Source organism: Amycolatopsis keratiniphila subsp. keratiniphila (assembly GCF_001620365.2).
In the GTDB taxonomy this organism is placed as follows: domain Bacteria; phylum Actinomycetota; class Actinomycetes; order Mycobacteriales; family Pseudonocardiaceae; genus Amycolatopsis; species Amycolatopsis keratiniphila.
The window spans coordinates 103914-128318 of sequence record NZ_LQMT02000018.1 but is presented as its reverse complement, the minus strand read 5'-3'; the positions used below and the strand labels follow the sequence as shown (position 1 = coordinate 128318).

Below are 24405 nucleotides of genomic sequence, written 5' to 3'. Positions count from 1 at the left end.
GGGCGGGATCAGCGCTCCGAGATGGGCGCGTAGTCCCGCGACGCGTAGCCGGTGTAGATCTGCCGCGGGCGGCCGATCTTGGTGGCCGGGTCCTGGATCATCTCGCGCCAGTGCGCGATCCAGCCCGGCAGGCGGCCGAGCGCGAACAGCACGGTGAAGTACTTCGTCGGGAAACCGAGCGCCCGGTAGATCAGGCCGGTGTAGAAGTCGACGTTCGGGTACAGCTTCCGCTCGATGAAGTAGTCGTCCGAGAGCGCGGTCTCTTCCAGCTTCTTCGCGATGTCGAGCAGCTGGTCGCCGCCCTTGAGCTTGGAGAGGATCTCGTCCGCGGTGTTCTTGATGATCTTCGCGCGCGGGTCGTAGTTCTTGTAGACCCGGTGCCCGAAGCCCATCAGGCGGACACCCTTTTCCTTGTTCTTCACGCGCTGGACGAAGTTCGCGACGTCGCCGCCCTCGGCCTGGATGCCCTCGAGCATGTCCAGGACCGCGCTGTTGGCGCCACCGTGCAGCGGGCCGAACAGCGCGTTGATACCGGCCGAGATCGAGGCGAACAGGTTCGCCTCGGAGGAGCCGACGAGGCGCACGGTCGAGGTGGAGCAGTTCTGCTCGTGGTCGGCGTGCAGGATGAACAGCAGGTCGAGCGCCTTGGCGACGTCCGGGTCGACCTCGTAGGGCTCGGCCGGGAAGCCGAAGGTCATCCGCAGGAAGTTCTCGACCAGGCCGAGCGAGTTGTCCGGGTACAGCAGCGGCTGGCCGACGGACTTCTTGTACGCGTACGCGGCCAGGGTCGGGACCTTGGCCAGCAGGCGGATGGTGGACAGCTCGACGTTCGGTTCGTCGAACGGGTTGAGCGAGTCCTGGTAGAAGGTCGACAGCGCGGATACGGCGCTGGACAGCACCGGCATCGGGTGCGCGTCACGCGGGAAGCCGCTGAAGAAGGCCTTCAGGTCTTCGTGCAGCAGGGTGTGGCGCTGGATCTTTTCGGTGAACTCCGACAGCTGCGTCTGGGTGGGCAGCTCGCCGTAGATGAGCAGGTACGAGACCTCGATGAAGGTCGACTTCTCGGCCAGCTGCTCGATCGGGTACCCGCGGTAGCGCAGGATGCCGGCGTCACCGTCGATGTAGGTGATGGCCGAGGACGCGGCGCCGGTGTTCACGAACCCCGGGTCGTGGGTGATGTACCCGGTCGTCGCCAGCAGCTTCCCCAGCTCGATCCCGGGCGCACCCTCCACCGGGTGGATCACCTTGAACTCGTGCTCACCGTTGGGCAGGCGCAGCGTCGCGGTCTCGCCGGACTGCCCCGCAGCCGTCGTCGCGTCGGACATGTAAGTCCCTCTCACGTTCAGCACGGGCCGGCGGCGCCTGTAGGTTCCACAGGTACGCCCTCTTTCACGCGCGTGACCCACGGCCTCGCTGCACACCGCCCCGCTGGGGTATGAATTCCCCTCCACGCTAGTCGAGAATGGGGTCAACGCGCAGCGGGTGAGTTGCTCACAACAGCCCCTTTGGGACCAGGTTCACACGGCGGATGCCATATCTTCGGCCGTCGGCGGTTCCGCCCCGCTCCGCGAGACGGTGATCGACGCCGCTTTCGCCGCGAATTCGAGCGCCGTGCGCCAGCCGTCGGGGTCGAGAGTGGACACGTCCCGCACGCCGTTCGAGTACAGCCAGGCCAGCAGGGCGCCTTGCACGGTGTCACCGGCGCCGATCGTGTCGACCACGTCGACCCGGCGTGACGGGACCTGCGCGATTTCGCCCGCTCGTGTGATGACGGACAACCCTCGCGCGCCGCGGGTGAGCACGACGGCATCGACTCCGCTAGAGGTCCAGACCTTTGCCGCGTCGACCGGGTCGGCGCCTTCGGCGAGCCATTCCGTGTCGTCGTCGGAGATCTTGAGCAGGCGGACATGCGGCAGCCAGGACTCGAACCGCGCCCGGTACGCCGCCGGATCCTCGATCAGCGCCGCACGGATGTTCGGATCGAGGACGGTCAGCACGCCGCGCGCGGATTCGCGGCGCAACAGCGTTTCGTAAGTGCTCGCGCCCGGCTCCAGGACCATGCCGAGGGTGCCGAGGGAGAGCGCCGTCACATCTTCGGGGAGCGGTCCGGGGTCGGCGACGAGCCGGTCCGCGGTGCCCTCGGTGTAGAAGGTGTACCGGGCGGAGCCCTTGTCGTCGAGCGCGACCACGGCGAGCGTCGTCGGCTCGTTTCCCCGCTGCAGCAACGCGGTGTCGACGCCGGAGGCGTGCAGGCGGTCCACCAGCGCGACACCGAAACGGTCGTTCGAGACGCGCGAGAGGAAACCCGTCGGGACGCCGAGCCGCCCGGCGGCGAGCGCGACGTTGTAGGGACCACCACCCATCCGGGGCAGCAGCGCGCGCAACCCACCGTCCACAGTGGAATCCAACGGTTCACCAGGAACGAGGTCGACCAGCGCCTCTCCACCCACCACGATCACGGGCGCGATGCTAGCCGAGGCGGTGGTTCCACCACCAGAATTGTCAGTTCAGGACATTTTTTGTCGCGATGCCGCCGAGCAAAAGCTCCGACAACGCGGTGAACGCTTCGGCGTCGGTCACCCCGGTGCGCTGCCCGATCACGCCGGTCTGGATTCCCTCGATGATCAATCCCGCCATTTCCGCGATCAGCCGCGCGTGCACCTCGCGGAAAACACCGTCGGTGACCCCTCGGTCGATGAACGACCGGATCCGGGCGGCCGCGGCGCGGCTGTTGAGCTGATACGCGTCCCGCGCCGGCGCGAATTCGGCGATGTCGGTCATGAAAGCGGCCGAGGCGCGATTCAGGTATTCGGAGATCCCCGCGAGATACTCGCCGAGGATCTTGCGGGCGTCGTCGATCCCGGCGATCCGCTCCTCCAGCAGCTCGGCGGCCCCCTTGAAAAAGTGGGTGACGACCTTCACCGCGAGCTGCTCCTTGCTGGGGGCGAGCGCGTAGAGGGTCGATTTCGAGCAGCGGAGCCTCGCGGCCAGGTCGTCCAGCGTGAACTGGGAGAACCCCTCGGCGAGGAAGAGCGCTTCGAGTTCCGAGAGCAGCGCTTTCTGACGCGCGGTGGGCTGGCGGCGCGAGGTCATCGGATCACTATCCCCTACGCGAACGGTGTACCCCCAGCGCCGTCTACTGTACGCTGAATCAGCCCACAGTACTGTTTTTAGTACCGCTCAGCTCGGAGGAGCCATGCCGGCGGACCGTCTGCTGCCCAGCACCGAGGCCCAGGACCTGATCGACCTGGCCAAGGAGATCGCGCGCGAGGAACTCGCCCCGATCGCGAGCAAGTACGAAGAGACCGCGCACTTCCCGCGCGAACAGTTCCGGCTGCTCGGCCAGGCGGGGCTCCTCGGCCTGCCGTACTCGGAGCGCTGGGGTGGCGGTGAGCTGCCGTACGAGGTCTACCTGCAGGTTCTGGAGGAGATCGCGGCGGCGTGGATGTCGGTGGGCGTCGGGCTCTCCGTGCACACGATGTCCTGCTTCGCGCTGGCGCACCACGGCACCGACGAACAGCGTGACCGCTGGCTGCCCGCGATGCTCGAAGGCGGCCTGCTGGGCGCGTACGCCCTCTCGGAGACCCACGCCGGCTCCGACGCGGCCGCCTTGTCCACTCGCGCGCGGCTCGATGGCGACCGGTACGTCGTGAACGGCACGAAGGCGTGGATCACCCACGCGGGTGAGGCCGACTTCTACACGACGATGGTGCGCACCAGCGACGAGGGCGGGCAGGGCATCAGCTGCCTGCTCATCGACGCGGCGACGCCGGGCCTGTCGGCCGCGCCGCCCGAACGGAAGATGGGCCTCACCGGGTCGACCACGGCACAGCTGATGTTCGAAGACGCCGCCGTCGACGCCGAACGCCGGATCGGCGAAGAGGGCCAGGGGCTGAAGATCGCACTGTCGTCGCTCAGCTCCGGGCGGCTGGGCATCGCGGCGTGCGCCGTCGGGCTCGCGCAGGCCGCGCTGGACGAGGCACTCGAGTACGCGAAGGGGCGCACGCAGTTCGGGCGGCCGATCATCGAGTTCCAGGGCCTGGAGTTCCTGCTGGCCGACATGGCCGCGACCGTCGAGACCTCGCGCGCGATGTACCTCGACGCGGCCCGCCGCCGCGACCGCGGGCTGCCGTTCCAGCGGCAGGCGTCCATCGCGAAGCTCGTCGCGACCGACGGCGCGATGAAGGTGACCACCGACGCCGTGCAGGTCCTCGGCGGCGCCGGCTACACGAAGGACTTCCCGGTGGAGCGGTACATGCGGGAGGCGAAGGTGCCGCAGATCTTCGAGGGCACGAACCAGATCCAGCGCATGGTGATCGCTCGGGAACTGCGGAAAGGCTGACGCTCCGCGCTGATACGATCACCGAAGGTCAACCTGTGGCCGTGAGACACTGTGGATGACGTGAGGAGACGCTGTGACAGCCCTTCCCTATTCCACGACCGGGTCGCACGGTGAACCAGGGTTGGCCATCCCGGATCACCTGCTGTCGGTCGCGGAGTACGCGGCGCTCGGCGAGCCCGATTCCGGATTCACCGAGCTCGTGGAAGGCCGCCTCGTCATGTCGCCGAGTCCCAAGAGGAGACACAACAAGGCGCTGTACGCCTTGGCCAGGCAACTGGAATCGCAGCTGCCCGATGACCTCGAATTCGTCCAGGACATCGACGTAGATCTGGGACTGGTGCCCCCAGGTGAGCCAGGTTTCGCCAGGCGGCCGGATCTGATCATCGCCCTTCGCGAGGCAGGCGAACGGATCGACGAAGAAGACACGATGTATCACGCGGACGACGTCGTCGTGGTGGTCGAGATCGTGTCGCCTGGCTCGAAGCGCACCGACTACGTGACCAAACACGGCGAGTACGCCGACGCGGGGATCCCGCATTACTGGATCGTCGATCTCAGCGAACCGGTCTCGCTTGTCGCCTGTCACCAGGCGGGCGAACTCGGCTATCAGGACGCTCCGGCCATGACAGGCGAATTCAGGGCCGTCGAACCGTTTCCGGTGAAGCTGGATCTCGACCGGCTGCTGTCGTGAGTGTTTCGGGTTGTTAGAACGACCCGAAACACTCACGAGCCGCCGTACCCCGGCGGGCCGAACTGCTGTGGCGGCGGACCGGGCTGCTGCGGCCATCCGTTCTGCGGCGGATAAGGCCGCTGCCCCGGTGCGGGTTGCCACTGGGGCTGCGGAAAACCCTGCTGCTGCGGGAAACCCGCCTGCGCCTGCCACTGCATATCCTGCCGAGCCGCGGCGATGGCGCGGTCCTTGCGCCGTTTCCCGCGGATCAGCATCGTCGCCCCCAAGCCGGTCAGCGCGACACCGACCCCTGCCATCCAGAGACCGTGATTCCGGAACGTCTCGGCACGGGACTCGGCAGCGGCCTTCATCTGGTCGTAAGTGTCCTCGTCGACCACGCGGCCGCCCTTGGTGCTTTCGCAGACGTCGCCGGGGCCCATGATCCGGCCACCGCATTTGATGACACTCGGATCCTCACGGGCGAACAACAGGGTGACGACGAGAAACCCGATACCGACGACCAGAACGAAGACCCAGCGCTTCATGTGTTACACATCCTCCCCAGTGTGTAACACATGAGAGCACGGGCCGGTCGTTCTGACAAGACCGGGGTCAGCCTTCGCGGTAGCGCCGCTCCTCGGTGACGCCGACGCCGGTCGCCTCGTCGAAGTGGTAGACCTCGCGCCCGCGCACGAACACCCGCATCGCGCGATTCATCACGTCCAGCGGGTCGCCCGACCAGATGACCACGTCGGCGTCGAGGCCCGGCTTCAGCGAGCCGACCTGGTCGTCGAGGTCCAGCATCGCGGCCGGGTTGACGGTCAGCGCCTTCAGCGCGGTCTCCGGGTCCAGGCCGTCCTTCACCGACAGCGCGGCCTGGTACACCAGGAAGTTGATCGGCACGACCGGGTGGTCCGTGGTGATCGCGATCCGCACGCCCGCCCTGGCGAGGATGCCGGGCGCGCGCAGGGTGCGGTTGCGCAGCTCCACTTTGGACTTGGTGGTGAACAGCGGCCCGAGGATCACCGGCACGTCCCGCTCGGCGAGCAGGTCCGCGATCAGGTGGCCTTCGGTGCCGTGGTTGATCACCAGCTTGTAGCCGAACTCGTCGGCCAGCCGGATCGCGGTGACCATGTCGTCTGCGCGGTGGACGTGCTGGTCCCAGTACAGCTCCCCGTCGAGGACCTTGGCCAGCGTCTCCTTGGTGAGGTCGACGTCGAACGGCTTGCCCTCGCCGGCGGCGTGCTCGCGCTGGGCGGCGTAGTTGCGCGCGGCGGTGAAGGCGTCACGGATGGTCGACGCGACACCGAGCCTGGTCGACGGCGTCTGCTTCTTCTCGCCGTACACGCGCTTCGGGTTCTCGCCGAGCGCGCTCTTCACGCTGACGCCCTCGGCGAAGATCATGTCGAGCACGGTCCGGCCCCAGGTCTTGACGCCGATCGTCTGCCCGCCGATGGGGTTCCCCGAGCCGGGCTTGATGACGACGCTGGTGACGCCGCCCGCGAGCGCGTCGTCGAAGCCGGGCTCGTACGGGTCGATCCCGTCGATCGCGCGGAACCGCGCGCCGTTGGGGTCGGTCATCTCGTTGGTGTCGTTCCCGGACCAGCCTTCTCCATCTTCGTGGACGCCGAGGTGGGCGTGCGCGTCGATGAATCCGGGCAGCACCCAGCTGCCCGCGGCGTCGATCAGTTCGGCGTCGTCGGGGACGTCGACCTCGGCGGCCGTGCCGACCGCGGCGATCTTCCCGTTCTCGATGAGGACCGTGCCGCCGTCGATGGGATCACCGTCGACCGGGACGACGTAACCACCGACGATGGCCTTGACCTGTGCTTTGTCAGACATACTTTGACACGCTAACGAACTGGGCCGCCGGTCCGCACGCGGGGCTTTTCGAAATGGACCAGTTCGTAGTGCTTCTCGGGCGTGCGGTGCGTCTCGACGTAGCCGAGCTTCCGGTACATCCGCAGCGGACCGGCGCTCCGCTCCCCGGTGAACAGGCGGAACACGGTCACCGAAGGCGGCGCGGCGTCTTCGGCGGCGAGCAGCAAGGAGCTGCCGAGCCCGTGTCCCTGCCTGTCCGGGGCGACGATGAGCCTGCCGACGAGACCGGCGTCGCCGTCCACGACGATCCGCACGCTCGCCACCAGCCGCCCGGATTCCCTGATGCCCCAGGTGGAACACGCGGGATCACCCAGAGCCGCCTTGGCCTGCTCGAAGGTCTCCATCAGCGGCGGGAGGTCGATGTTCTCGTGCGCCCTGGCCTCCGGGACGTACGCCGCGCGCTGCAGCGTGAGCACCTCGCCCGCGTCGGCGGGCCCCAGGCGGAGAAGCGGCATCTCAGCGCACCCGGATTCCCCAGCTCCCGGTCCACGACGACGCGGGCTCCAGCTCGATCAGGTCGGTGCCGGTGTTGAGCGCGTCGGCGGGGCAGGTCATCGGTTCGATGGCCACCGCCCGGCCGCGGCCGACGAGGTCGTCCGGCGTGAACACCTGCGCCCACCGGAAGTCCGGCCCGGCCCAGACCAGCAGTTCCTGGTCCCCGTGCGAAAGGATGTAGTGGTGGTTGCCGTCTTCGGCGACACTCAGCCCGCCGAACGCCGTGTCCAAGTTGACGCCTTCGAGCAGCTTGCCGGACCGGAAGTCGTACTCGGTGCCCTCGACGTCCTGCTCGTCGGCGTACGGCATCTGCTCGTCGCCGAGATACGGCCGGACCCGGCTCGCGGGCAGCGTCAGGGTCAGCTCGTCGGTGGGCGCGTCGCCGATGCGGAAATACGGGTGCGTGCCGAGCCCGACGCCGATCGGGGCCTCGCCCTCGTTGCGGATCTCGTGCGTGACGACCAGCTCGCGCGGCGAGATCTCGTAGGTGATCGTCGCGCGCAGCGGCACCGGCCAGCCCTCCTGCGCCGGGACGTCGATGGCCAGGGTGATCGACGACTCGGCGTGTTCGAGGAGCTCCCATTCCTCGTGCCGGGTCAGGCCGTGGATCGCGTTGCCGCGCGCCTCTTCGGTGATCGGGAGCTGCTGCTTCTCGCCCTGGTAGTCCCACTGGCCGCCCTTGGTGCGGTTCGGCCAGGGCAGCAACACCTGTCCGGCGCCCTTCGGCGGCTTCTCGTCCTCGGCGAACGCCTCGACGTAGGGCACCCCGCCGACCTCGAACGCGCGCAACCCGGCACCGATCTCGGTGATGACGGCTCGCGCGTTGCCGCGGGTGATTTCGAACTGCTCTCCGGTGGGATTGGCCATGCCGACGAGGTTACTGTGAGAACGCCACGCCCGGACGAAGGAGACCGCCGCGATGACCGTTCCCGGCTACCCCAGCACCGTCGGCCGTGTCCTGGAACGGAGCGCGCGCCGCGTCCCGGGCCGGGTCGCGCTCACGTTCGCCGATCGCGTGTGGACGTACGCGGAGCTCGACCGCGCGGCGGGCCGGGTCGCGGCGAAGCTGCTCGATCGCGGGCTCGTCCACGGTGACCGGGTCGCGGTCTTCGGCAAGAATTCCGACGCGTACCTGTTGCTGTACCTCGGTTGCGCGCGGGCCGGGCTGGTGCACGTGCCGGTGAACTTCAACGCCCGCGGCGAGGAACTCGAGTATCTGCTCACCCAGTCCGAGCCCGCCGTCGCCTTCGTCGACCCCGCGCTGGCCGAGCACGTCGGCGTCGATCATGTGTCCACACTGGACGTTCTGGACTGGGCACTGGACGAGACCGTCGAGCCGCACGAGGAATCCGGGGTCGCGGACGACGACCTCGTCCAGCTGCTCTACACGTCCGGGACGACCTCGCGGCCGAAGGGCGCGATGCTCACCCACCGCGCGCTGGTGCACGAATACTCGTCCTGCATCGCCGCGCTCGACCTGAGCGACCGCGACGTGCCGCTGCACGCGTTGCCGCTGTACCACTCGGCGCAGATGCACGTGTTCCTCATGCCCGGGCTGGCCGTCGGCGCGACGAACCATCTCGTCGAGGGGCCCGACCTCGGCGACATCCTGGCGCGGATTCCGCGTCAGGGCATCACTTCGCTGTTCTTCCCGCCGACCGTCTGGGTCGGGCTCGCGAACCACCCCGGCCTCGCGGACGCGGACCTGGGCTGCCTCACCAAGGCGTACTACGGCGCTTCGATCATGCCGGTGCCGGTGCTGAACGCGCTCCGCGCACGGCTGCCGGAAGTCGGGTTCTACAACTGCTTCGGGCAGTCGGAGATCGGTCCACTCGCGACGGTCCTGCGGCCCGAAGAGCACGACGCACGCCCGGATTCCGTCGGCCGCCCGATCCTTTTCGTCGAGACGCGCGTGGTGGACGCCGAGATGAACGACGTCCGACCGGGCGAACTCGGCGAGGTCGTCTACCGCTCTCCCCAGCTGTGCACCGGTTACTGGGGCAAGCCCGAGGAATCGGTGGAAGCGTTCGCGGGCGGCTGGTTCCATTCCGGCGACCTGGTGCGGCAGGACGAGGAGGGCTACCTGTTCGTCGTCGACCGGATCAAGGACGTCGTCAACACCGGCGGCGTGCTCGTCGCGTCGCGCGAGGTGGAAGACGCGCTGTACGCGCATCCCGCCGTCGCCGAGGTCGCCGTCGTGGGCCTGCCGCACGAACGCTGGATCGAGGCGATCGCCGCGGTGGTCGTGGTGAAGGAACCCGTCGGAGAAGCGGAACTGATCGAGTTCGCCAAGAAGTCGCTCGCGGCGCACAAGGTGCCGAAGTCGGTGCATTTCGTCGGCGAACTGCCGAAGAACGCGTCCGGGAAACTGCTCAAACGCGAGCTGCGGCAACAGTTCGGCGGATCAGCGTCCGCGATCGGCGTCTAGCGACTCGGCGTACGCGGCGAATTCGCAGGCCGCTTCGAGACTGCCCGGACGCGGCGGATCGCCGGGGTCCCAGCCGAGGTCACGGTCTTGGAGCACCTGCGTGAGCAACGGGCGCCAACGCGGATCGAGGTTCTCGCGCGCCCATTCGAGCGCGCCGTGTTTCGACTCGACCTCGGCCGTGCGCAAGGTGTAGAGCACGCGGCAACAAGTCGACACTATGTAGCGCTGGGTCCAGGCGATGTCGAAGGGCGCCCACGTCCGCACGCCGTCGACCAAGCCGTGCAGTTCCTGGCGCATGGCCGCGCGCATCGCGTCCGGCGGCGGCTCGTCGACCAGGCTCGCGATCGGCGGACCGTCGAGCACGATGCCTTTGTGGCGCAGGATCCAGCGCGTGTGGAGGCTGTTGCAGTGGGTGTCCCAGATCAGGACGCGGTGGCCGTGGTCGCAATACAGCCACGGGGTGCCGAGCCCCTTGCTCGTTTTCAGGGACGCGATGTCCGCGTACGAGCCCTCGATTTCCTTGCACCAGAAGCCTTCTCCGGTGGGGAGTTCGTCGTGGAGCACGCGGAGATCGGCTTCGATCCGGCCGCTCGGCGGTTCGGTGGTCGCGATGATGAAGTCGCAGTCGCTGTGGAGGTCACCGGCGCCGAGCGCGAAGGAGCCCTGGACGTACGCGCCGACGTACGTGTCGCCGAGGATCTCGCGGGCTGAGGCGACCAGGTCGGTGAGTACCTGGTCGAGTTCGGCGTAGGGCGTGTACACGGGTCGGACGCTACCCGGCTTTATGAGCGGCAAGGCGTGACTCGCGTGATCAGACACGTAACTCGCGTGGTCAGAGGCGTAACTCATGAGTGCGGTGTCTGATCACGCGAGTTACGCCTCCAATCACGCGAGATCCGAGTTGGATCACCCTAGTCTTACTAGACCGGTCGTCATAGTTTGGGCTACAGTCGGCCGCATGGTCCGCCGCACCGACACCCGGCAGCGCATGCTCGACTCCGCCGCCGACCTCTTCCACCAGCAGGGCTACCACGCCACCGGGCTCAACCAGCTCGTCGCCGCCGTGGGCGCGCCCAAAGGGTCGCTCTACTTCCACTTCCCCGGCGGCAAGGAGCAGCTGGCCGCCGAAGCCATCCGCCAGTCCGCCGACCGGCTGTGCGACCAGCTGCGCACGATCGCCGCGAACGCGCCCGACATCGTCACCGGTATCGAGAACGTGGTCGACGCGCTGGCGACCTCGCTGGAGGAGTCGGATTTCCAGCGCGGCTGCCCGCTCGCGACGGTCGCGCTCGACGCGTCGGGCGACAGCGAGGTGATCCGCCAGGCCTGCGCCGACGGCTACCAGTCCTGGCACACCGTCATCGCCGAAGCGCTGGCCACCGACAAGGCGAACCACCTGGCCACGGTCGTCCTCGCCGCCATCGAGGGCGGCCTCCTGCTGGCCAAGACGTTGCACGACACCGCGCCCTTGCGCGCGATCGCCCCGCACCTTCGCACCACACTCGAACGGGAGCTCTCCTGATGCGCGTCCATCACCTGAACTGCGGAACCATGCGGCCGGTCGGCGGCAAACTCATCGACGGCAGGCCCGGGCTGTTCCGGCGAGCCGAACTGGTCTGCCACTGTCTACTGCTGGAGACCGGCACCGGGCTCGTACTCGTCGAGACCGGTGTCGGAACGCCGGCCGTCACCCGCCCGGCCGAATGGCTCGGCGCCGGTTTCGTCCGGCTGGTGCACCCCGACAGCGACGACGACCTCAGCGCCACCACCCAGATCCGCAAGCTCGGCTTCGACCCGGCCGACGTGCGCGACATCGTGCTCACCCACCTCGACCTCGACCACGCGGGCGGGCTCGTCGACTTCCCCCACGCGCGGGTCCATGTCCACGATCGCGAGCTCCAGGCGCTGGAGAAGCCGATCGACCGCAAGGAGGCGAGCCGCTACCGCAAGGTCCAGTTCGATCACGGGCCGATCTGGCGCTCGTACCGCGCCGACGGCGAGCCGTGGTTCGGTTTCGACGCCGTCCGCGAGCTCGACGGGGTCCCGGACGTCCTGATCATCCCCCTCGCCGGGCACACCCGCGGCCACGCCGGCGTCGCGGTCGACACGGGTGACGGCTGGCTCCTCAACGCCGGTGACGCCGTCTTCCACGGCAGCGAGCTGGAGCGAAAACCGCATATCCCTCCGGCCTTGGGCTTCTTCGAGTCGTACATGCAGACGGAGAAGACGGCACGACTGGACAACCAGCGCCGGCTGCGCGAACTTGTCAGTAACAACGGTGCCGAAGTGACGGTCTTCGCCGCCCACGACGTCACCGCATTCGAACGGCTCAGCCAGAGGAGCAGGCTATGAAGGTGCACCACCTGAACTGCGGCACGATGCGCGCACCGGGAGGCAAGCTGCTCGACGGCCAGCCCGGGCTGCTGCGCCGCTCGGAGCTGGTGGCGCATTGCCTGCTCATCGAGACCGGCGACGGGCTCGTGCTGGTGGACACCGGCTTCGGCCGCAAGGGCGTCGCGAATCCCGGTGCGTGGCTCGGGACGCCGTTCACGATCATGGTCGGTGCGAAGCCGGTCGAGACGGAGACGGCGGCCCACCACGTCGAGGCGCTCGGCCACAAGCTCGAAGACGTCCGGCACATCATCTGCACCCACCTCGACGTCGACCACGCGGGCGGGCTCGCGGACTTCCCGAACGCCGTCGTGCACGTCCGCACCGCGGAACACGACGTGGCGACGTCGCCGTCCAACCAGAGCGAGAAGCTCCGCTTCCGGGCCAACCAGTTCGCCCATCGTCCACTGTGGAGCATGTACGACGAGGCCGGGGACGACTGGTTCGGTTTCCAGGCCGTCCGCGAGCTCAAGGGCCTGCCGCCGGAGATCCTGCTCGTGCCGCTCGCGGGACACACCAAGGGCCACACCGGCGTCGCGGTCGACACCGGCGACGGCTGGCTGCTGCACGCGGGCGACGCGTACTTCTTCCACGGGCAGATGGATCCGGTGAAGCCGCATTGCCCGCCGGGGATGACCGCGTTCCAGAACATGGTGCAGACGCTGCGCAAACCGCGGCTGGAAAACGTCGAGCGGCTGCGCGAGCTGGGCCGAGAACACGCCGACGAGATCACCGTGTTCTCGGCCCACAGCCCGGTGGAGTACCAGGCGCTCAGCCGCGGCTAGCGCCTAACCGACCGGCGGCTCGATGGGCTGCCGGTCTTCTTCACTGTGCGTGGCCCGCATGACGAGCCAGTTGATCCCCCACAGCACGATGCCGACGCCGAGCAGGATCGCGGCGACCTTGTAGTCGCGCGCGGGCCGTCCGGACAACGGCGTCACCAGGTAGACGCAGAAGATCGCGGCCAGCACCGGGATGATCGTCGGCGCCCGGAAATGCTTGTGCGCCGCCTTCTCCTTGCGCAGCACCAGGACCGCGACGTTGACGATGGCGAACACCGCCAGCAGCAGCAACGCCGTCGTCCCGCCGAGCACGCCGATGTCCACAAAGGACACGAGGCCGATGGCGATCAGGCTGGTGAACACGATCGCCACCCACGGGCTGCGGCGGAACGGGTGCACGGTGCCCAGCTGCTTCGGGATGATCCGCTGGTTCGCCATGCCGTAGAGCAGGCGGCTGGCCATCAGCATGTTGATCAGCGCCGAGTTGATGACCGCGAAGAGACCGATCGCGGAGAACACCTCGCGCGGGAAGCCGGGCGCCCCGACGTCGAGCACCTTCAGCAGCGCGCTGCTCTTGGCCGCCTCCAGCTCGTCCGCGGGCACCAGCAGCGAGGAGGTCACGGAGACCAGGATGTAGATGGTCGCGGCGATGACCATTCCCCACAGCATCGCCTTCGGGAAGATCCGGATCGGGTCCTTGCACTCCTCGGCCATGTTCACCGAGTCCTCGAAACCGACCATCGCGAAGAACGCCAGCGACGTCGCCGACGTGATCGCCACCAGCATCGTCTGGTTCTCGGTGTCGAACTCGACCAGCCGCGAGGCGTCGCCGTTGCCGTTCAGCACCGCCCATACGCCGACCCCGATGATGATCAGCAGACCGCCGATCTCGATGCAGGTCAGCACCACGTTGGTCTTCACCGATTCGGAGACCCCGCGGAAGTTGATCAGCGCGAGGCCGATCACGAACAGGATCGCCACCAGCGGCATCGGCGCGGTGATGAACTCCTTGAGATAGGTCTCCCCGAAGGCCTTCGCCGCCGACGAAGCCGATGTGATCCCGGAGCACATGACCGCGAACGCCACCATGAAGGTGAGGAAGCGGATCTTGAACGCCTTGTGCGTGTAGAGCGCGGCCCCCGCCGCCTGCGGGTACTTCCCGACCAGTTCCAGGTAGCTGAACGCGGTCATGAACGCGACCACGAACGCGATCAGGAACGGCAGCCAGAGCGCGCCGCCCACCCGGCCCGCCACCTGCCCGGTGAGCGCGTACACGCCCGTCCCGATGATGTCCCCCACCACGAAGAACAGCAGGAGTTTGGAACCCATCACCCGCTTGAGGCTCGGTTGACCGGCAGGACCGGTCTGTTCTGTTGTCGTCGTGTCCGCCATGCGGCAAGAGTGTGCCGCATCACGTCTGGTGCCGACAGTCCGGTTTGGTCAGTTCTTCGTCACGGGTTGACGAAGCCCGCCTTTGGGTAATCCGCTCAGTTGGCGTCGACCGCGGTCTTCACCAGGGGGAGCATCATGTCCTGCGTCATCTTCGTCGGGCCGGTGTAGTTGATCAGCACCGGGACGTCGTCCACGAGTTCGGCGGCCGCAAGCGTCGCGGTCTTGTTCGCGTCGGTGTAGTAGATGGCGCCCTCGCCGACACCGGCGACGTCCTTCGCGTTCTGCTTCGCCTTCTTCAGCGCCGCGACCATCTCCGGGGGCTTGATCTTGTTGCCTTCGAAGCGGGTCACGGCGAGCGCGCCGATCTGCTTGCCGGCGGCCGAGTAGACGCAGCTCTTGGCCTTGCCCCCGTTGGCGGCGTTGTCCTGCACGGGGCCCGGTGCCGACGTCACGCCCTGGATGGAGACGGCCTTGCCGACGGCCTCGGCGGGCAGCAGCGCGCAGGGTTCCTTCGCACCGGCGCCACCGGTGGGCGCGGCCGAGGAACTCGGCGCGGCGGAGGACGAGGGGGCCGGGCTCGACGGCTTGGCCGCGTTGTCCGTCTTTTCGCCTCCGGACGAACAGGCGGAAAGGGTCGCGATGACAGCGGCGAACAGGACGATCGCCCGTGAAATACGCATGGGCCCGACGATAGACGGGACGGCTCAGTCCACCGGGGCCCGGTACCGCCAGAACGACGGGATCAGCAGCGCCGCGCCGACGACCAGCACGATGACCAGCACTCCACCGCCGGACGCCGCGGCCGCCGTGCCGACCCCGGCGGCCGCCCAGCCGTGGGTGAGGTCGGCGATCCGCGGGCCGCCCGCGACGACGACGGTGAACACGCCCTGCAGCCGTCCGCGCATCTCGTCGGTGGTGGCGACCTGCAGGATCGACATCCGGTAGATCGCGCTGACCATGTCGGCCGCGCCGGCGAGCGCCATGAAGAAGACCGCGAGCCACAGCGAGTTCGCGAGCCCGAAACCGGCGACGGCGGCGCCCCAGACGCAGACCGAGACGATCACGCCCGCGCCCTGGTTGCGGATCCTGGTCAGCCAGCCGGAGAAGAGGCCGATCAGCATCGCGCCCGCGGGGAGCGCGGCGTACAGCCAGCCCAGCGCCGGACCGCCGCCGGGCGGGTCGCCGAAGGTGCGCTCCGCCATCTCCGGGATCAGCGCGCGCGGCATACCCGCGACCATCGCGATGATGTCGACGAGGAACGACGCCAGCAGGATCTTCTGCGTGGCCAGGTACTTGAAGCCGTCGATGATGTCGCGGATCCCGGCCCGGCGCGCGATCTCGCCGAGCGGCGGGATCGGCGGAAGCCGGTAGACCGCGACGAGCGTGGCGGTCAGCGCGACGACGTCGATCAGGTAGAGCGTCGAGAGGCCGAGGATCGGGATCAGCGAACCGGCGAGCAGCGGGCCGAAGACCGCGCCGAAGGTGGCCATCGTGCTGCTCAGCGCGGTCGCGGGCGCGATCAGGTTGTCCGGGACCAGCCGGGCGACGACGGCGCTGCGGGTCGGCATGTTGACCGCGAAGAACGCCTGGTTGACCGCGAGCAGGCCCAGCACCAGCCAGACGGAGCCGACGTTCAGGAACGCCTGGAGCCACAGGACCACCGAAGTGAGCGTGACGCCGACGTTGGTGACGAGGAGCAGCTTGCGGCGGTCGACGGCGTCCGCGATGGCGCCGCCCCAGAGGCCGAAGACGAGCAGCGGGATCAGGGCGACCAGGCCGGTCAGGCCGACGTACGCGGATGATCCGGTGAGGTCGAAGACCTGTTTGGGGACCGCGACGGCGGTGAGCTGGCTGCCGATCGCGGTGACCGCGGTGGAGAGCCAGAGGCGGCGGAACGCGGGGATCTTGAGCGGCCGGGTGTCGACGACGATCGAGCCGAACAGCTTGCGGACACCCTTGCGCTGTTCAACCCCCACGTCGTCACTCACAACCCGACAGCTTAGCCGCGCTAACTAACCATCCGCGCGCGATTTAGCTCACCCAGTGGCGGGTGAAGGGGACTTTCCCCTCGTCAGACGCGGCGAAGGGAGCTTTCACCGCATGAGACGCGGCGAAAGTCCCCTTCAGCCCCCATCCGTAACCGCACCGAGCCCCGGGCGACCCAACGGTCTCCCGGGAGCGCGCCAGCGCGACGGGGAGACTTCACCGCCGCGCGCCCTCTTTTGGGCCGAAGGCCCCCGGAAACGCGATGAAGGGGCGCCTCTCCGCTCAACGTGACGTTGAAGCGGAACGACGCCCCTTCGGCGCGTTTGCGGAAGCGCGCCGGCAAAAATTACGGCGCGACGCGCTCGATCTGCCAGCCGTCGTCGGTCCGGACGTAGCGGAGCCTGTCGTGCATGCGGTCCTCGCGGCCCTGCCAGAACTCGACGACGTCGGGCCGGATGCGCCACCCGCCCCAGTGCGGCGGGAACGGGATGTTCTCGACGTCGGCGAAGCGGCGCTCGATACCGTGCAGCGCGGTCTCGAGGGCGCGGCGGCCGTCGACGACGCGGGACTGCGGCGACGCCCAGGCCCCGAGCTGCGAACCCCGCGGGCGGGACGCCCAGTACTCGGCGGTCTCGGCGACGTTGACCTTCTCCACCTCGCCGCGCACGTGGACCTGACGCTGCAGCGGGTACCACGGGAAGGTGACCGACGCGTAGCGCGTCGCGGTGAGGTCGTGGCTCTTGGTGGAGGTGTAGTTCGTGTAGAACACGACGCCACGCTCGTCGAGGCCCTTGCACAGCACGGTCCGGGAGGACGGCCTGCCGTCCGGGTCGGCGGTGGCGAGCACCATCGCGTTCGGTTCGGCGATCCCGGTGGAGACGGCCTGGTTCAGCCAGTCCTGCAGCTGCTCGGTCCAGGTCTCCGCCAGCGCGGATTCTTCGAAGGCCGCGCCTTCGTAGGCCACCCGCATCCCGGGCAGGCGCACGACGGCGTCGCCGTTCCCGGCAGCGCCTTCCTTGATCTCCGGCATCATCCGCCAAACCTCCGTACCCGGTCGGGGCCATACCTTCGGCTTTGCCGCCGACGGTATTGCCTCCGACGCGGCGGCGAAACCCACTGAACGGTGACACCCGCCACCCCCGCTGGATCATCTGTGTGTAGCCGCTGGACCGCAAGCCGTCACCTCCCCGTTACCTGGCCGGGCCTGATCGATCAAGGTCGAACGTCGGTCCCGCGAAATCGCGTCCGTCTCCGCAAACGGCGGAAATGCCCTGGACAGACCGGGTCCACGCGGATCGGCACGGAATTCTTTCCACTTTTGTTTCACCGGTATTTCGGCACTCCGCGAACAATTCTTCCGGATTTCACGAAGGCGCCCGCGCCGGCCGGGACCAATTCTGTCGATTGACAGAAATTACCGTCCGGAACATCTCCCCCGGATGTGTCAGCGAAGGACGGCTCCGGGACGGCAATTCGCGTCCCGGAACCGGCCTTCGCTTCTGCCAGTTCGCGACAGTGAACTCCGCGCGGACGATCCAGCCCCAGCAGTCGTAAGCCGCCGTGTAGCGCCCCGGCACCGTCCCCACCGGACCGTCGCCGCGCAACGCGACACCGATGCCGCCGGTGCCGCCGTCGCCCACCACCCGCAAGGGGATCGGGGCCGCGAGACCGTCCGCGACAAGGGACGTCGCGAGTTCGCCCGCACCCGACGGGCGCAGGCAGTAGATGTCCGCGGTGACCTTCCCACCTGCGACAACGGCACTCGGGCTGATGACCAGACTGGACGGTCTCGTCGCGTTCGCCTGTCCCGCGCCCGCCAAGGTGGACAAGATCGCCGCCCCCGCGACGCACAACGCGGCCGAACGAATTTTCATCCTCTGCTCCCTCCGGAGATATTCACCCGCCACCCGATGGACGTACGACGTCCGGGACCGGGTTGCCCACCCGTCGAGACTCCGCCCTTTGGGGCGAACGGCCGGATTTAGCAGAATGTGACAGCGAATCGTGCAAGAGCCGACGATCACACTAGGTAGACCTTGCGCCACTCGATAGGATCGCCGCCGAGAGCAACGGGGTGATCACCTCTATCCAATACGTTCAGAGGTTTGGCTGGGGCGGCCGGGTGTGCGGCCGAACCATCCGCCATTGCCGGCCGGGCTTCCGGGAGGGAGCTCGACACCGGTCGATCAGTCCTGCGCTCGAACAGCCGGAACTTTCCACGCCCGAGTTACTCCCCTTCCCCAGGAGTGCGTTGTGATTTCCCGTTCCCGCCGTCTGCTGACGGCGTTGTTGTGCGCCCTTTCGCTGGCGGGCGTGACCGCCCTTTCGGCTTGTTCCGACAGTACGGCCGCCTCCGGTACCAAGGTCACCATCGGTTACAGCGCCTGGCCGGGGTGGTTCCCGTGGGCGGTCGCCCAGGAGAAGGGCCTCTTCGAGAAGAACGGCGTGAACGTCGACCTGAAGTGGTTCGACAGCTACACCGAGAGCATCAACGCCCTCTCCTCGGGCGCGATCGACGCCAACAGCCAGACCCTGAACGACACCCTCGCCTCGGTCAGCGGTGGCGCGAAACTGTCGGTGGTGCTGGTCAACGACAACTCGACCGGCAACGACAAGATCATCGCCCGCCAGGGCATCACCGGCGTCGCCGACCTCAAGGGCAAGAAGATCGCCGTCGAGCAGGGCACCGTCGACCACTACCTGCTGCTGCTCGCGCTGCAGGAGGCGAAGCTGACCGAGAAGGACGTCGAAATCGTCCCGCTGCTGACCGACGCCGCCGCGGCCGCGTTCGTCGGCGAGCAGGTCGACGCCGTCGCCGCCTTCGCCCCCTTCACCTCGAAGGCGCTCGAGCGCCCCGGCAGCCGCGCCATCGCGACGTCGGCCGAGTTCCCCGGCGCCATCCCGGACCACCTCGTCGTCTCCGAGCAGATGTCGAAGGAGCGCAAGAAGGAGGTCCAGGCGCTGGTGAACACCTGGTTCGAGACCATCGACTGGATCAAGCAGAACCGCGAAGAGGCCGTGAAGATCATGGCGAAACGCGGCGCGGTGTCGGTCGACGAGTACAAGTCCTACGACGCGGGCACCACGATCTTCACCAAGCAGCAGAACCTCGACGCGTTCACCCCCGGCGTCACCCCGGCCCACCTCAACTTCCAGGCGGGCAAGATCGCCGAATTCATCGTCGCCAACGGGCTCGCCCAGACCCCGCCGAACTTCGACGGGCTGTTCGACGACCAGTACGTCAAGGCGGTGAAGTGAGCGCCACGGACGCGACGGGCCGGGCCGCTCAGCGGACGGACGCCGCTGACGAGGCCGAGGCACGCCGTCTCGAAGACGAGCAGCGGCTCGCCGAGGCGCAGGAAGAGCGGCGCGGCACGCGACCGGACTGGTCGCCGCTGCCCCGCCGGGCGGGCCTGAAGCCGAACGCCTCCCCGCTGTTCTCGCTCCGGACGCCGATCCCCGCGCGCTGGCGGTGGACGCTGGCGGTGGCCTCGTTCGTGATCCCGCTGCTGATCTGGGTGACGCTGAACGCGCTCGGCACGATCAAACCCCTGTTCCTGCCGACGCCGGTCGCGGTGTTCGACGCGCTGGTGAAGATGATCGAGTCGGGTGAACTGTTCAGCGACCTCTGGGCCACCACCCAGCGGGTGCTGCTCGGCTTCGGGCTCGCGATCCTCGTCTCGGTGCCGCTCGGCATCGTGATGGGGACGTTCGACGCGGGGCTGGCACTGTTCGAGCCGGTCATCGCGATGCTGCGCTACCTGCCGGCGAGCGCGTTCATCCCGCTGCTGATGATCTGGCTCGGCCTCGGCGAGCCGTCGAAGGTCGCGGTCCTGTTCCTCGGCACGGTCTTCTTCAACACGCTGATGATCGCCGACGCCGTCCGCGGGGTGCCGCGTTCGCTGCTCGACGTGTCCTACACGCTCGGCGCGCGGCGCGGCGAGGTGCTGCGCAAGGTGATCGTCCCGCACGCGCTGCCCGGCATGATCGACGCCACCCGCGTCAACGCGGCGGCCGCGTGGAACTTCGTGGTGGTCGCCGAACTGATCAACGCCACCGCCGGGCTCGGCCTGCGGATCATGCGGGCGCAGCGGTTCACCCAGACCGACCGGATCTTCGCGCTGCTGATCGTGATCGGCCTGCTCGGACTGGTCATCGACATCGCGCTGCGGCTCCTGCGGGCCAGGGTCGGGAAGTGGGCGGCATGACGCTTCAGCTCAAAGCGGTCGCCAAGGACTACACGGTCCGTGGCAAGACCACCCGGGCGCTCGACGGGATCGACCTGGACATCGCGCGCGGCGACTTCGTCTGCGTGGTCGGCGCGAGCGGGTCCGGCAAATCGACGCTGCTGTCGCTGATCGCCGGGCTGACCGAACCGACCGAAGGCCTCATCACCCTCGACGGCGACGCCGTGACCGGGCCCGGCCCGGAGCGCGGGCTGGTGTTCCAGCACGGCGCGCTGTACCCGTGGCGCACGGTGGAGGGCAATGTCGCGTTCGGACTCGAACTGCTGAGCCTCGACAAGGCCGAGCGGGCGCGCCGGATCGACTGGTACCTCGAAGAGACCGGGCTCGATCATCTGCGGAAGTCGTTGCCCAAACAGCTTTCCGGCGGGCAGAAGCAGCGGGTCGCGATCGCGCGGGCGCTGGTGTGCGAGCCCGACGTGCTGCTGCTGGACGAACCCTTCGGCGCGCTGGACGTCCAGACCAAAGAGGACATGCAGGTCTTGATCCGCCGGATCTGGACCGACACGCACACCACCGTGCTGATGGTGACCCACGACGTCGAGGAGGCCGTGTTCCTCGGCGGGCGCGTCGTGGTGCTGGCCTCGGATCCGGGCCGGGTGGCCGCGGACATCGCGGTCGACCTGCCCGGTGAACGCGACCTCGCGGTCAAACGCACGCCCGAGTTCGTCTCGCTGCGCGCGTCCATCGAAGACCTCGTCCGGGAACAGCACCGCGGACATCTCGGGCGGAGCCGGGGAGAAAGGTGACCATGAGGCACGGGAAGACCCGGCCGGACCGCGGGTCGCGATCCGGACTGCTGGGCAGACTCGGCATCCGGGGCAAGCTCAACCTGCTCCTGATGCTGCCGCTGACCGCCGTCGTCCTGGTGTCGGTGCCTTACGTCGCCGGGGAGATCGACGACGCCCGGTCCGCCCGCACCACCGCCGACGTCGCGTCGCAGGCCCGCGCGCTCGGCACGCTCGCCTGGGAACTGCAGCGCGAGCGGCTGCTGACGGCGCACTACATCGCGTCCACGTCGGCGAGCAGTTCGGCGATGCTGAAGCAGCAAGGCGTGGTCGCGGAAACGGTGAACCAGGTGCGGGCGGGGCTGAGCGCCGACGCGCCGGAAGAGCTCGCGGCGGCGCTGGTGCGTATCGGGTCGCTGAACGAGATCCGGGAGAACGCACTGCGGCGCGGTGCCTCACTCGACAGCGTGGCGCGGACGTATCACGCGGTGATCGACGCGGTCATCAACTCGCTCCGCCTCGTGCCGCAGCAGACCAGTGACGCGGCGGGCACCCAGCAGCTGACGGCGCTCGACGCGCTGCTGCGCGCGAACGAGGAGAACTCGTTGCGCGGGATGGCGTTGATCATCGTGCTGGTCACCCCCGAATCGGGCGCGCCGGTGCTGGCCGACGCGAAACAGCAGGCTTCGCTGTTCCTCGAACGGTTCGTGCAGCAGGCCGACGTCACCCAGGCCACGCAGGTCGTCGCGGTCGAGCAGGGCGACACGGGCCGCCGGGTCGACGCGCTGGAGACCAGGCTCCCCGAAGCTCGCGGCCCGCAAGCCGTGCAGAGCCTGCTGCCGGACATCCTCGGCGCCGTCGACGCCCAGTCGAACCAGCGGCGTCTCGCGCAGGACGCGGTCACCACCGGCATCACCGACGCGGCGACCGCGCGGGCGGACGCGGCGCAGAACCTGGCGTGGACGATCGGTGTCGGCGCCGGTGTGCTGTTCCTGCTGGTCGGTGGCCTCGCGATCGCGGTCAGCCGGTCGATCGCGGATCCGCTGCGGAAGCTGACCACGGCGGCGACGTCGGTCGCGGACCTCGCGAGCACCGAACTCGTCCGCGTCACCGACACCGAGCAGGACGAAGAACTCGCGCCGCGGCTCGCCACGATCGACGTGTCCTCGCAGGACGAACTCGGCAAGCTGGCCGAGGCGTTCAACCGGGTGCAGGCCACCGCGGCCGAACTGGTGGAACGGCAGGCCGTCACGCGGCGCAACGTCGGCCTCATGTTCGCCAACGTCGCGAAGCGCACGCAGAACCTGGTGGGCAGGCAGCTGGCGCTGGTCGACGAGCTGGAGCGCAACGAGCAGGACGTCGCCCTGCTGGCGAGCCTCTACCGGCTCGACCACCTCTCCACCCGCCTGCGCCGGAACGCGGACAACCTGCTCGTCGTTTCGGGAAACCGGGACGAGGCAAGGATTTCCGGGCCGATCGAACTCTCGACCGCGCTGCGTTCGGCGCTCGCGGAGATCGAGGACTACCAGCGGGTGCGGCTCGGCTCGATGGGCGACGTCCTGCTGTCGTCGCCGTTCGGCTCCGATCTGGTGCTGATCTTCGCCGAGCTGCTGGAGAACGCGACGTCGTTCTCCCCGCCGGAGTCCTTTGTGGACGTCGGCACGAAGATCCTGCCCGACGGCTCCTGCCTGATCGTGATCGTGGACCAGGGCATCGGTATGACCGCCGAACGGCTCGCCGAGGAGAACCGGCGGCTGGTCGAACGCGAGCGGCTCGAACTGGCGCCGACCAGTGTGCTCGGGCTGTTCGTGGTCGGGCGGCTCGCGCGGCGGCACGGGCTCAAGGTCGAGCTGACCGAGACCGAGCCGGGCGCGGGGATCACCGCGCGGCTCACCGTCCCGCCGAATCTGCTGACCTACCGGCCGCCCGCGCCGAAATCCGTCCCGGCGCCGCCGGTGTGGCCGACCGCGGAACCGGGTGACGAGCCCGAACCGCCGTCGCTGCCCGAGCCGCGGCTGAAGGCTGCGCCGAGCGAACCGCCGACGCTGGCGATCGCCGGGATGATCCCGCGCGACGGCAGGCAGCCCAAGGATTTCCGGTGGTTCCGCAAGACCGACGGAGAGATCGTGGAACCACCGCCCCTGCCGGCGCCGGTGCCCGAGCCCGTGTACCAGGCTCCCGCGCCGACGCTCACCGCCGCCGACCCCGGCGAGACCCGCGGCGGGCTGCGGCGGCGGGTCAAGGGCGCGCAGCTTCCCGGTGCCCCCGAAGCACCGGCGCGGCAGAAGTCCAGGCATGATCCAGAAGCGGCCAAAGCGGCCTTCGACGGGTTCGAGGCCGGACTCGCGAAAGCCACCGCACCGCCCGCCCCGGCGCCCATGCCGACCCCGACACCGGTGCCCGCCGCTTCCCGCGGCGGTCTCACCAGGCGGGTCCCCGGCGCGCAGCTGGCGCCGGGACTGGCGAAAGGCCCGGCCGCGCGGCACCAGACCGCGCGGGCGGCGCTGAACACCACCAAGCCCAAGGGCATGCGTGACCCCGAGGCCGAGCGTGCCGCGTTCGACGCCTTCAGTGACGGGTTGGAGAAAGCCGTCAACCCGGAGATGCAACAGAGAGAGAAGAGCAAGAGATGACGACCGGAGTCAGCGTCGAAGCCCGGAACTTCAACTGGTTGGTGACGCGCTTCGCGCAGAACACGGCGAGCGCGATGGGCGCGATCGCCGTCTCGGCCGACGGCCTGCTGATCGCGATGTCGTCCGAGCTCGAACGGGCCAACGCCGACCGGCTGGCCGCGATCTGCTCGGCGATGCTCGGCCTCGCGCACGGTGTCTCCGAGAGCCACCCGCTCGGTTCGCCCGACAAGATCATCATCGAGCTGGAGCAGGGCTACCTGCTGGTCTGCACGATCAGCATCGGCTGCTCGCTCGGCGTGCTCGCCACCAAACAGGCCAGCCTCGGCACGATCGCCTACGAGATGGCGATGTTCGCCAACCGGGCCACCGAGGTGCTCACCCCCGCGCTGATCGAGGAACTCAAGAAGAGCGTCGGCAGCTGAACTGACGAGGG

Annotated in this window: 24 protein-coding genes; 11 read left to right on the top strand and 13 right to left on the bottom strand. The window is 68.6% G+C overall.

Going from position 1 to position 24405, the window contains the following annotated elements:
• Positions 1-8: 8 nt before the first annotated feature.
• The 3 genes from AVR91_RS17705 to AVR91_RS17695 form a co-directional block, all read right to left on the bottom strand.
• On the bottom strand, positions 9-1325 hold the full coding sequence (locus AVR91_RS17705) for a citrate synthase (protein WP_051972324.1): 1317 nt from the start codon (positions 1323-1325) through the stop codon (positions 9-11).
• Positions 1326-1517: 192 nt separating this feature from the next.
• Positions 1518-2459, bottom strand: a complete 942-nt coding sequence (locus AVR91_RS17700; protein WP_063274276.1) for a carbohydrate kinase family protein — start codon at positions 2457-2459, stop codon at positions 1518-1520.
• Positions 2460-2502: 43 nt separating this feature from the next.
• Entirely contained in the window at positions 2503-3093 is a 591-nt protein-coding gene (locus tag AVR91_RS17695) for a TetR/AcrR family transcriptional regulator (RefSeq protein WP_063274275.1), read from the bottom strand.
• A 103-nt stretch (positions 3094-3196) separates the two neighbouring features.
• Between AVR91_RS17695 and AVR91_RS17690 the strand changes: the two genes are divergently transcribed.
• Positions 3197-4342, top strand: coding sequence for an acyl-CoA dehydrogenase family protein (locus tag AVR91_RS17690; protein ID WP_063274274.1), 1146 nt, complete (start codon positions 3197-3199; stop codon positions 4340-4342).
• A 73-nt stretch (positions 4343-4415) separates the two neighbouring features.
• Positions 4416-5033 carry a Uma2 family endonuclease gene (locus AVR91_RS17685; protein WP_083737611.1) on the top strand — a complete coding sequence of 206 codons (618 nt, stop codon included), beginning with the start codon at positions 4416-4418 and terminating at the stop codon, positions 5031-5033.
• Positions 5034-5065: 32 nt separating this feature from the next.
• Here the strand turns inward: AVR91_RS17685 and AVR91_RS17680 are convergent, their stop codons facing one another.
• From AVR91_RS17680 to AVR91_RS17665, 4 genes are all read right to left on the bottom strand, one after another.
• Positions 5066-5557, bottom strand: coding sequence for a hypothetical protein (locus tag AVR91_RS17680; RefSeq protein WP_063274273.1), 492 nt, complete (start codon positions 5555-5557; stop codon positions 5066-5068).
• Between the two features lie 67 nt (positions 5558-5624).
• Positions 5625-6854: an amidohydrolase gene (locus AVR91_RS17675; RefSeq protein WP_063274272.1), complete on the bottom strand. Its 1230-nt coding sequence runs from the start codon at positions 6852-6854 to the stop codon at positions 5625-5627.
• Between the two features lie 11 nt (positions 6855-6865).
• Positions 6866-7348 (bottom strand): GNAT family N-acetyltransferase, encoded by a 483-nt coding sequence (locus tag AVR91_RS17670; RefSeq protein WP_063274271.1) that lies wholly within the window; start codon positions 7346-7348, stop codon positions 6866-6868.
• A gap of 1 nt (position 7349) precedes the next feature.
• Entirely contained in the window at positions 7350-8255 is a 906-nt protein-coding gene (locus AVR91_RS17665; protein ID WP_063274270.1) for an aldose 1-epimerase family protein, read from the bottom strand.
• 52 nt (positions 8256-8307) lie between these two features.
• Here AVR91_RS17665 and AVR91_RS17660 point away from each other — a divergent pair, with 52 nt between their 5' ends.
• Positions 8308-9816, top strand: a complete 1509-nt coding sequence (locus AVR91_RS17660; protein ID WP_063274269.1) for a fatty acyl-CoA synthetase — start codon at positions 8308-8310, stop codon at positions 9814-9816.
• Here AVR91_RS17660 and AVR91_RS17655 read toward each other — a convergent pair.
• Positions 9793-10578, bottom strand: coding sequence for an aminoglycoside adenylyltransferase domain-containing protein (locus AVR91_RS17655; RefSeq protein WP_063274268.1), 786 nt, complete (start codon positions 10576-10578; stop codon positions 9793-9795). The genes AVR91_RS17660 and AVR91_RS17655 overlap by 24 nt on opposite strands.
• 196 nt (positions 10579-10774) lie before the next feature.
• Between AVR91_RS17655 and AVR91_RS17650 the strand changes: the two genes are divergently transcribed.
• From AVR91_RS17650 to AVR91_RS17640, 3 genes are read left to right on the top strand one after another with little or no spacing between them, the layout of a single operon-like run.
• Positions 10775-11338, top strand: coding sequence for a TetR/AcrR family transcriptional regulator (locus AVR91_RS17650; RefSeq protein ID WP_063274267.1), 564 nt, complete (start codon positions 10775-10777; stop codon positions 11336-11338).
• The gene (locus AVR91_RS17645; protein ID WP_063274266.1) at positions 11338-12168 is read left to right on the top strand and encodes an MBL fold metallo-hydrolase; all 831 of its coding nucleotides are present in this window, start codon (positions 11338-11340) and stop codon (positions 12166-12168) included. The genes AVR91_RS17650 and AVR91_RS17645 overlap by 1 nt, the downstream gene beginning before the upstream one ends.
• On the top strand, positions 12165-12992 hold the full coding sequence (locus AVR91_RS17640; RefSeq protein WP_063274265.1) for an MBL fold metallo-hydrolase: 828 nt from the start codon (positions 12165-12167) through the stop codon (positions 12990-12992). The genes AVR91_RS17645 and AVR91_RS17640 overlap by 4 nt, the downstream gene beginning before the upstream one ends.
• Before the next feature lie 3 nt (positions 12993-12995).
• Here the strand turns inward: AVR91_RS17640 and AVR91_RS17635 are convergent, their stop codons facing one another.
• From AVR91_RS17635 to AVR91_RS17615, 5 genes are all read right to left on the bottom strand, one after another.
• Positions 12996-14381, bottom strand: a complete 1386-nt coding sequence (locus AVR91_RS17635) for an APC family permease (RefSeq protein ID WP_063274264.1) — start codon at positions 14379-14381, stop codon at positions 12996-12998.
• Between the two features lie 95 nt (positions 14382-14476).
• Positions 14477-15061, bottom strand: a complete 585-nt coding sequence (locus AVR91_RS17630; protein WP_063274263.1) for a DUF3558 family protein — start codon at positions 15059-15061, stop codon at positions 14477-14479.
• Between the two features lie 24 nt (positions 15062-15085).
• Positions 15086-16369, bottom strand: coding sequence for an MFS transporter (locus AVR91_RS17625; protein WP_063274262.1), 1284 nt, complete (start codon positions 16367-16369; stop codon positions 15086-15088).
• 344 nt (positions 16370-16713) lie between these two features.
• Positions 16714-17400 carry a pyridoxamine 5'-phosphate oxidase gene (pdxH, locus tag AVR91_RS17620; RefSeq protein ID WP_063274261.1) on the bottom strand — a complete coding sequence of 229 codons (687 nt, stop codon included), beginning with the start codon at positions 17398-17400 and terminating at the stop codon, positions 16714-16716.
• 331 nt (positions 17401-17731) lie between these two features.
• On the bottom strand, positions 17732-18241 hold the full coding sequence (locus AVR91_RS17615; RefSeq protein WP_228709228.1) for a hypothetical protein: 510 nt from the start codon (positions 18239-18241) through the stop codon (positions 17732-17734).
• A 379-nt stretch (positions 18242-18620) separates the two neighbouring features.
• Here AVR91_RS17615 and AVR91_RS17610 point away from each other — a divergent pair, with 379 nt between their 5' ends.
• From AVR91_RS17610 to AVR91_RS17590, 5 genes are read left to right on the top strand one after another with little or no spacing between them, the layout of a single operon-like run.
• On the top strand, positions 18621-19625 hold the full coding sequence (locus AVR91_RS17610; protein WP_063274260.1) for an ABC transporter substrate-binding protein: 1005 nt from the start codon (positions 18621-18623) through the stop codon (positions 19623-19625).
• Complete coding sequence (locus tag AVR91_RS17605) at positions 19622-20575, top strand: ABC transporter permease (RefSeq protein WP_063274259.1); 954 nt, start codon at positions 19622-19624, stop codon at positions 20573-20575. The genes AVR91_RS17610 and AVR91_RS17605 overlap by 4 nt, the downstream gene beginning before the upstream one ends.
• A complete protein-coding gene (locus tag AVR91_RS17600) occupies positions 20572-21360 on the top strand; it encodes an ABC transporter ATP-binding protein (RefSeq protein ID WP_063274297.1) in 789 nt (262 codons plus the stop codon). Before AVR91_RS17605 ends, AVR91_RS17600 begins: the two co-directional genes overlap by 4 nt.
• Positions 21361-21362: 2 nt before the next feature.
• Positions 21363-23972 (top strand): sensor histidine kinase, encoded by a 2610-nt coding sequence (locus AVR91_RS17595; RefSeq protein ID WP_063274258.1) that lies wholly within the window; start codon positions 21363-21365, stop codon positions 23970-23972.
• Entirely contained in the window at positions 23969-24394 is a 426-nt protein-coding gene (locus AVR91_RS17590) for a roadblock/LC7 domain-containing protein (RefSeq protein WP_005156032.1), read from the top strand. Before AVR91_RS17595 ends, AVR91_RS17590 begins: the two co-directional genes overlap by 4 nt.
• Positions 24395-24405 lie beyond the last annotated feature (11 nt).